This is a genomic window from Nonomuraea sp. NPDC050783, assembly GCF_040802095.1.
Classification (GTDB): domain Bacteria; phylum Actinomycetota; class Actinomycetes; order Streptosporangiales; family Streptosporangiaceae; genus Nonomuraea.
Genome location: NZ_JBFAHK010000026.1, coordinates 102,724 through 111,129, shown reverse-complemented (window position 1 = coordinate 111,129; position 8,406 = coordinate 102,724). Strand labels below are relative to the sequence as shown.

The window sequence follows — 8,406 nt, the reverse complement described above, 5'->3', positions numbered from 1 at the left end:
GCGGCACTGGCCGGTCATCCGGACGTCGCCCACACCGCGGTCTGCGCCCGCGAGGACGTTCCCGGCGACAAGCGGCTGGTCGGCTACGTGGTGCCGGTGCCCGGCCTCGGTGAGGAGGACCTCGCGCGGTTGCCGGGACTCCTGCGCGGGCACGCCGCCACGCTGCTTCCGGAGTACATGGTCCCGGCGGCTGTCGTCGTCCTGGACCGGATGCCGTTGACCGGCAACGGGAAGCTGGACCGCCGGGCCCTGCCGGCCCCCGACTACGCGGCCGTCTCCACCCACCGCGCTCCGGCCACCCGGGCCGAGGAACTGCTGTGCGCCGCGTTCGCCGAGGTGCTGGGCCTGCCCGAGGCAGGCGTGGACGACAACTTCTTCGAACTCGGCGGGCACTCCCTGCTGGCCACCCGCCTGACCGCCCGCATCCGCGCAGTCCTCGGGGTGGACATCGGCATCCGTACCCTGTTCGAGGCCCCCACCGTCGCCGCCCTGGCCGGCGCGCTGGACGCGGCCCAGCCGGCCCGCCCCGCGCTGACCGCCGCCACCCGCCCCGACCCGATGCCGTTGTCCTTCGCCCAGCAGCGGATCTGGATCACCGGGCAGCTGGCGGGGACGAGCACGGCCTACAACATGCCGCTGGTCCTGCGCCTGTCCGGGGCGCTGGACCGGGCCGCCCTGGCGGCGGCGCTCCACGACGTGGTGCGGCGGCACGAGACGCTGCGCACCGTCTTCCCGGCGGTCGAGGGCGAGCCACGGCAACGGATCGTGCCCGCCGGCGAGGTCGTGCTGCCGCTGGCGTGGGAAGACGCCGGCGCCGGGCACGTCGAGGCGCTGGTGGCCGAGACCGCCCGGCACGTGTTCGACCTGGAGTCCGAGATCCCGGTGCTGCTGCGGGGGTTCTCGGTGGAGCCGGATGAGCACGTGCTGGTGATGCTGATGCACCACATCGCGTGCGACGGCTGGTCGGTGGGGCCGCTGGCCCGCGACCTCAACACCGCCTACAGGGCGCGGGCGGCCGGGGCGGAGCCCGAGTGGGACAAGCTGCCGGTCCAGTACGCCGACTACGCCTTGTGGCAGCGGGAGCTGCTGGGGGCGGAGGACGATCCGGGCAGCCTGACGGCCCGGCAGTCCGCGTACTGGCGGGACGCGCTGGCGGGCCTGCCGGAGGAGCTGGCGCTGTCGTTCGGCCGGCTCCGTCCCTCGGCGGCCAGCCACCGCGGCGCCGAGGTACCCGTGGCGATCGGCGCGGAGGTGCACGAGCGGATCGAGGAAGTCGCGCGCCGTTCGGGCGTGACCCCTTTCATGGTGGTGCAGGCGGCGCTGGCGGTGCTCCTGTCCCGGTCGGGCGCCGGGACGGACGTCCCGTTGGGCACGGCGGTGGCCGGGCGCACCGACCAGGCGCTGGACGACCTGGTCGGATTCTTCATCAACGTGCTGGTGCTGCGCACCGACGTGTCGGGGGACCCGACGTTCCGGGAGCTGCTGGCCCGGATCCGGGAGACGGACCTGGCGGCGTTCGAGAACCAGGACCTGCCGTTCGAGCGTCTGGTGGAGATCCTGGACCCGCCCCGGTCTCTGGGCCGCCACCCGCTGTTCCAGGTCATGTTGTCCTTCGACACCAACGCCGGGGCCTCCTTCGACCTGCCGGGGCTGCGGGTCGGCACGGTCGAGATCCCGGGCCGGATCTCGGCCAAGTTCGACCTGAACTTCCTGCTGGGCGGATCGTACGATCCCGACGGCCGGCCCGCCGGGATCGACGGGGTCGTCGAGTACGCCACCGACCTGTTCGACCACGACACGGTCCAGACCCTGGTGGACCGCTTCGGTTCGCTGCTCGACCGGCTGACCGCGGACCTCGACCGGCCTGTCGGGCCCGGCGACGTCCCCGAGCCGGACCGCCGGGGCGCCGACCCCGGCGGCCCGCCACGGCCCGGCGCCGGGAAGCGGCGGGTCCTCACCGGATCACACCTGCCGCTGGGACAGCCCGCCGCCAGAGCACCAGCGGACCGATGGAACCCCTGAATCCCCGGAAGGTTGAGCGAACGTGAGCAAGAGCACCACGAGTGCGGGGGCGAAGCCGCCGTCCCTCTTCCGGCAGCGCAACTTCGTGTTGCTGTTCACCAGCCAGACAGGCTCGTTGTTCGGCACCCAGATCACTTACGTCGCGGTGCCGCTGACCGCCGTGCTGCTGCTCGACGCGACGCCCCTGGAAGCCGGCCTGCTCGGTGCCCTCGAAACGCTGCCGTTCCTGCTGTTCGGCCTGTTCGTCGGCGTGCGGGTGGACCGCCAGGCCCGCCGTCCGGTGATGATCGCCGCCGATGTCGTGCGTGCCCTGGCCCTGGCCTGGATCCCGATCGCGCACGCCCTCGGCGTGCTGGACATCGGCCAGCTGTTCGCCGTGGTCTTCGTCGTCGGCACCATGACGGTCTTCTTCGACCTCGCGCTCCAGTCGTACACGCCCGGGCTGATCGGCAGGGACCGGCTCCCGGAGGCGAACGGCAAGATGCAGGTGTCCGACTCGGCGGCGCAGGTCGCCGGGCCGGGTGCGGCCGGCGTGCTGATCAGCGCGATCGGCGCGCCGGCGGCGATCCTGGTGGACGCGGTCAGCTACGTCCTGTCCTTCGTCGCGGTGGCGGGACTGCCGGCCGACAGGACGCCGGAGCCGCGGACCGGCACGCGCGCCGCCTCGATCCGCGCCTCGATCCGCGAGGGGTTCGCCGCGATCGGGCGGCACCCGATGTTGCGCTGGCCCACCACGGCGGCGGTGACCGTCAACCTGTTCTCCGGCGCCCTGATGTCGGTGTTCTTCCTCTACCTGGTCCACGTGGGCATGGGCCCGGCGCAGGTCGGCCTGATCGTCGCGGTCGGCAGCGGCGGCGCGCTGCTCGGCGCCCTCCTCACGGACCGGCTGACCGGATGGTTCGGCGTCGGCCCGATGATCATCATGGCGATGGCGCTGCCCGTGGTGGGTTACCTCGTCCTGGCGGCCGTGACCGGCCACTCGCCCGCGGCCGTCGCCGCGGTGGCGGCCGGCTCCTTCGTGGTCCAGTTCGGCATCCCGGTCTTCAACGTGAACGTGGTCAGCTTCCGGCAGATCTGCACCCCGGACGAGCTGCTCGGGCGGGTCACCGCCACGGCGCGCACCGGTGTCCTGGGAGCGTTCTCGATCGGGTCCCTGCTCGGCGGCGCGCTGGGCTCCGCGGCCGGGCTGCGGACGACCATCCTGGTGGCCGCCGGCGGCACGCTCATGGTCGCCACGGTCCTGCTGTTCTCGCCGGTGCGCAGGGTGCGCCGCCTCCACGAGGTGTCCGCCGACCCCGGCTCGAACGCCGTGCCGGACGCCGACCTGACCATTCAGCAGCAGACCTCATGACAACGACATCCCGGGGGGACGGACGATGACGAGCGCCGAGACCTGGCAGGAGGAGGGCTACCAGCTCGCTCCGCAACAACTCGCCCGGTCGGGCGAGGCCGGCGGCACGGCGGTGCGCACGGTCCACACCGCCGCGCGCATCCCGCTGCCCGACCTGGAGACCCGGATCGCGGCGGCGGTCGAGGCGCACGAGATCCTGCGCACGCGGTACACCGGGATCGCGGGGCTGCGCACGCTCGTCCAGGTGGTGGATCCGGCGGGTCCCGTCACGATCGAGCGGCCGGAGACGGGACCCGCCGTGCTCCGGGCCGGCGCGCTGACCGTCGAGCACGAGCTCCGCCCGGACGGCACGCGGCTGGTCCTCACCCTGCCGCGGCTGAGCGTCGACGACGCGTCCTGGAGCCGGCTCGCCGGCCTCCTGCTGGAGGACGGGGCCGGTGGCGCCGCGGGCGGGGGAGAGGTGCTGCAGTACGCCGACGTCGCCGCCTGGCTCGGCGAGGTCCTGGAGCAGTCGGCGCGGCCGGAGCCGGCCGGCGGGACGGCGCGGCGACCGCCGGAGCCGTCCTCGGCACTGCCCTTCCTCAGGCCCGCCGGCTCCGGGAACGAGGCCGGCGGGCCGCCGGCGAGTGTCTCGGCCGTCGTCGAGGGAGCGGAGCTGGAGCGGCTGGACGCGCTCGCCGAGCGCTGCGGCGTGAGCGAGGCGGCGCTGCTGCTGGCCCTCTGGCGCGCGCTGTACGGACGTTTCCGCCGCGACGCCGACGACCGGGTCGTGGTGCTGGCCGACGGGCGGTCCACCGAAGGCATGGAGGACGTGCTCGGCCTGCTGGAGCGTCCGGTGCCGGTACGGCTGGAGCTCGCCCCGGACACCCCGGTCGCCGAGGCGCTGGGGGCGGCGCAGGCCGCGCTGCGCTCCGTCGCGGCGATGGAGAACCAGGTGGACCCGGGGAACGCGGCCTCGGACCTCGCTTCGGGCGGTGGTGAGCTCTCCTACCGGTACCGCGAGGACCGGTGGGCCGATCAGTTCTCGGCCCCCACGCCGGTGGACGGAGCTCCCGGCCCGCTGCACCTCGACTGCCTCCGCGGGCCGCGGAGCCTGCGCCTGACCTTCGCCGGCGCGGCCGGGCGGATCGCGCGGGCCGACCTGGACATCGTCGCGCAAGCCTTCGGGCACCAACTGGCCGATGCGCTGGCCGGGAACGCGGAGCGCGTCGTAGGCACCCTGCGACTCACCGCGCCGCCCGTGCCGGCCGCGCCGCCCGCGCCGCCCGCGCCGGTCGTGCCGGTCGTGCCGGTCGTGCCGGTCGTGCCGCCCGCGCCGGTCGCGGCTGTAGGGCCGTCCGCGCGGCACGCCCCGGTGCTCGAACGGTTCCTTGAGCAGGCCGGCCGCGTTCCCGAGCGGCCGGCGCTGCGCTGCGGCGAGACCGTCCTGTCCTACCGGGACGCGGCGCTGCGCGCGGACGCGGTGGCGCGCCTGCTGCGCGAGCACGGGGTGCCGGCCGGGCAGCGGGTCGCGCTGCTCGCCCCGGCCTCGGCGGAGACGGTCGTCGCGATGCTCGGGATCTGGCTCGCCGGCGCGGCGTTCGTCCCCATCGACCCCACGTGGCCACGGCAGCGGATCGAGACGATCCTCCGCGAGGCCGGCCCCGCGCTGCTGCTCACCCCCGGCCGGACGCCCGACCCGGGCACCTCCGTCCGCACGGTCCCGACCGCCGACGCGGTCGTCGGCTCCGAGCCCCCGGCGCCGGGCGGCGCCGGGGCGGCGGGCGCGGCCTACGTGATCTTCACCTCGGGCACCTCGGGGGTGCCGAAGGGCGTGGTCATCGGCCATGAGCAGGTGGCGCACTACGCCGCGGCCATCGGCGGGACGCTCGGCCTGCCCGACGGCGCCGAGTTCGCGGCGGTCTCCACCCTCTCCGCGGACCTCGCCTACACCGCGGTCTTCCCGACCCTGGCGAGCGGCGGCTGCGTCCAGCTCATCCCGGCCGAGACCGCCACCAGCCCCGCCGCTCTCGCCGAGTGGCTCCAGGCGAATCCCGCGGCCGCGATGAAGCTGGTCCCCTCGCACCTGGCGGCGCTGCTGGCCGAGGCGGCCGACCCGCTCGCGCTGCTCCCGCACGAGGCGCTCGTGCTCGGCGGGGAGCTGCTGCCGCGCCCGCTGTACGAGCGGCTGCGGCAGATCGCGCCGTCACTGCGCGTGTACAACCACTACGGCCCGACCGAGACGACGGTAGGCGCCTCGTGCGTCGCGGCGGACGACGCGTTCGACGAACGCTGCCCCTCGATCCCGGTGGGCGACGGCCTGGGAGCCAACACCCTGACGGTGGTGGACGAGGCGGGCGCCCCGCTGCCGCCCTGGTGCCCCGGCGAGGTGGTGATCAGCGGACCCGGCGTGGGGCTCGGCTACCTCGCGCGGCTGCGCGCAGGGCTGCCGGGCTTCGGCGACGCCGGCACCGCGGACGGCTACCGGACCGGCGACCTCGGGCGTCTGGTGCCCGGCGCGGGCGTGGAGATCCTCGGCCGGATCGACGACCAGGTGAAGCTGCGGGGATACCGCGTCCAGACCGGCGAGATCGAGGCGCTGCTCGCCGCGCAGCCCGGGGTCGCCGCCGCGGCCGTCGTGGCACGCACGGACGACCACGGCCTGGTGACGCACCTCGACGCCTACCTCGTCGGCGCCGCCGGGGCACAGGCACCCTCGATCGAGCGGGTACGGGCGGCCGCCGGCGACCTGCTGCCGGCCGCTCTGGTGCCGACCGGCTGGCAGGTGCTGGAGCGGCTTCCGCTGACCGGCAACGGCAAGCTCGACCGCCGGGCTCTGGCCCCGGTCGGGCCGGCGGAGGACCGGGCCGGCCGGCCGCGGGACTCGGTGGAGCTGCGCCTGCTGGCGATCTGGTCCTCGGTCCTCGACCAGGACGTCTCGTCCCCGGACGCCGACTTCTTCGCGCTCGGCGGGCAGTCGCTGCGGGCGATCAAGCTCGTCGCCCGGATCAACAACGCCTTCGGCTGCCGCCTGCCGATGTCCGCGGCGTTCAGCGCGCCGACCGTCGCGGCGATGGCGGCGCTGGTGCGCGAGAGCGGGGCCCAGGACTCGAACCTGGTCCCGCTGCGCGCTGCCCGTGAGCCGCGGGGCGGGGCCCCGATCTTCTGCGTCCACCCGGGCAGCGGCAGCACGCTGAGCTACTGGGAGCTGTCCCGCGCGCTGCCGGCGGACCGGCCGGTCTTCGGCGTCGAGGCCGGGGAGCTGCACGGCGGGCCGCCACGGCAGGGCTTCACGGCCACGGCCGAGGAGTACGCGGCCACCATCGCGGCCGCCGCCGGTGACGCCGCGCCGGTGATCGTCGGCTGGTGTCTCGGCGGGGTCATGGCCTACGCCACGGCCCAGGCGCTGCGCCGGTCCGGGCGCGAGGTGGCCCGGGTGGTCATCATCGACGGGGCCGTCCCTGACGGCGGCGACGGGCCCGTGCCCGACGGCGAGGACGGCGCCCTGGCGCGGCGGCCCGCCGATCACCTCGTCCGCCGCTTCGCCCTCCACCACGAGCTGGACCTGCCGCCCGGTCCGCTCGGCGACCGGGAGCTGCTGGAGGCCATGCGGCGTGCCGGGCGGCTGCGCCCGGACGCCGGTGTGCCGGAGCTGCGGAGCCTGCTGGACGTCTTCGCGAACAGCCTGGCCGCCCTGGACCACCACTTCGCGCAGCGGCGCGAAGGACTCGACCGGCCCGACTTCCCGGTGCTGCTGGTGCGGGCCGAGCCGGCCGGCGAGCCGCCGGAGCCGGACCGTACGCGGGGCTGGGGACCGGTGGTCGGTCCGGAGCTCGGCCTCGCCTCGGTGGCGGCGACCCACCACGGCATCCTGCGACAGCCTGCGGTCACCGAGCTCGCCGAGCTGATCGGGCGGGAGTTAGGCGCATGACGCAGGAGACGAACGCCTTCACCGGATACGAAATGAGGACAGACCACATGAACGAAGCGACTGCGGCGTTGCCGGGGCCGCGTTCCCTCCGGGGCGCGACCCGCCGATCGGTGCCGGCCCCCAGCGGGGACGCGGTGACCTTCGGGTTCCTGCCGGAGGCGCCGTCGGCGCCCGCCGTCATCACGCCGGCCGGCCCCGGGGCCGATCTGCCCGGCTGGCTGCGCGAGAACCGTGAGAAGGTCGAGGCCCTGCTGCTGCGGCACGGCGCGGTCCTGCTCCGGGGCTTCCACGGCGGCTCGGTGGAGAAGTTCGACCAGGCCGCCTCGGCGTTGTGCGACACCCTCTTCCGCGAGTACGGCGACCTCCCGAAGGAGGGCGAGTCGGACCGCGTATACAAGTCGACCCCGTACCCGGAGGACCTCTCGATCCTCTTCCACAACGAGAGCTCCCACCTGCCGCGGTGGCCGATGCGCCAGTTCTTCTCCTGCGTCGTCGCCCCGCTGACCGGAGGCCAGACGCCGATCGTGGACTGCCGGACGGTCCTCGACCGGATGCGGCCGGAGCTGGCCGAGGAGTTCGCCACCAGGAAGCTCCGCTACGTCCGCAACTTCATCGAGGGCGTGGACGTCAGCTGGTCGCGGTTCTACGGCACCGACGACCCCGCCGAGGTCGAGCGGAAGTGCGCAGAGGAGGGGACGAGCTTCGAGTGGACGCCGGAGGGCGACCTGCGGACCTCGCGCCAGGCCGACGCCGTCCTGCGTCACCCGACGACCGGCGAGAGGGTGTTCTTCAACCAGCTGGCGCTGCACCACCCGTCGGCGCTGGACCCGGAGACCCGCTCGTCGCTGGCCGAGCTGGGCGGCGAGGACGGCATGCCCCGCAACGTCTTCTGGGGTGACGGCGGCGTCATCGACGACGCCGTGGTGGCCGAGGTCAGGGAGCTGATGGACCGGGAGGCGGTCGCGTTCACCTGGCACGAGGGCGACGTCCTCGTCATCGACAACATGCTGGTCGCGCACTCGCGCAGCCCGTTCACCGGGCCGCGGAAGATCGTCGTGGCGCTGGGCGACATGACCGGTGGCACCGATGGGCGCTGACCTCCGCGGAGCGCGGTCCGGAGAAA

Annotated in this window: 4 protein-coding genes; all 4 read left to right on the top strand. The window is 74.8% G+C overall.

Translation table 11 applies throughout. From position 1 onward, the window contains the following. The coding region (locus AB0H75_RS42900) for a condensation domain-containing protein (protein WP_367806391.1) at window positions 1-2,022 on the top strand (2,022 nt) is incomplete at its 5' end. 22 nt (window positions 2,023-2,044) lie between these two features. Next, the gene (locus AB0H75_RS42895; protein ID WP_367806389.1) at window positions 2,045-3,373 is read left to right on the top strand and encodes an MFS transporter; all 1,329 of its coding nucleotides are present in this window, start codon (window positions 2,045-2,047) and stop codon (window positions 3,371-3,373) included. 25 nt (window positions 3,374-3,398) lie between these two features. Further along, on the top strand, window positions 3,399-7,283 hold the full coding sequence (locus AB0H75_RS42890) for an amino acid adenylation domain-containing protein (RefSeq protein ID WP_367806385.1): 3,885 nt from the start codon (window positions 3,399-3,401) through the stop codon (window positions 7,281-7,283). Between the two features lie 47 nt (window positions 7,284-7,330). Next, on the top strand, window positions 7,331-8,380 hold the full coding sequence (locus AB0H75_RS42885) for a TauD/TfdA family dioxygenase (RefSeq protein ID WP_367806383.1): 1,050 nt from the start codon (window positions 7,331-7,333) through the stop codon (window positions 8,378-8,380). Window positions 8,381-8,406: the final 26 nt, after the last annotated feature.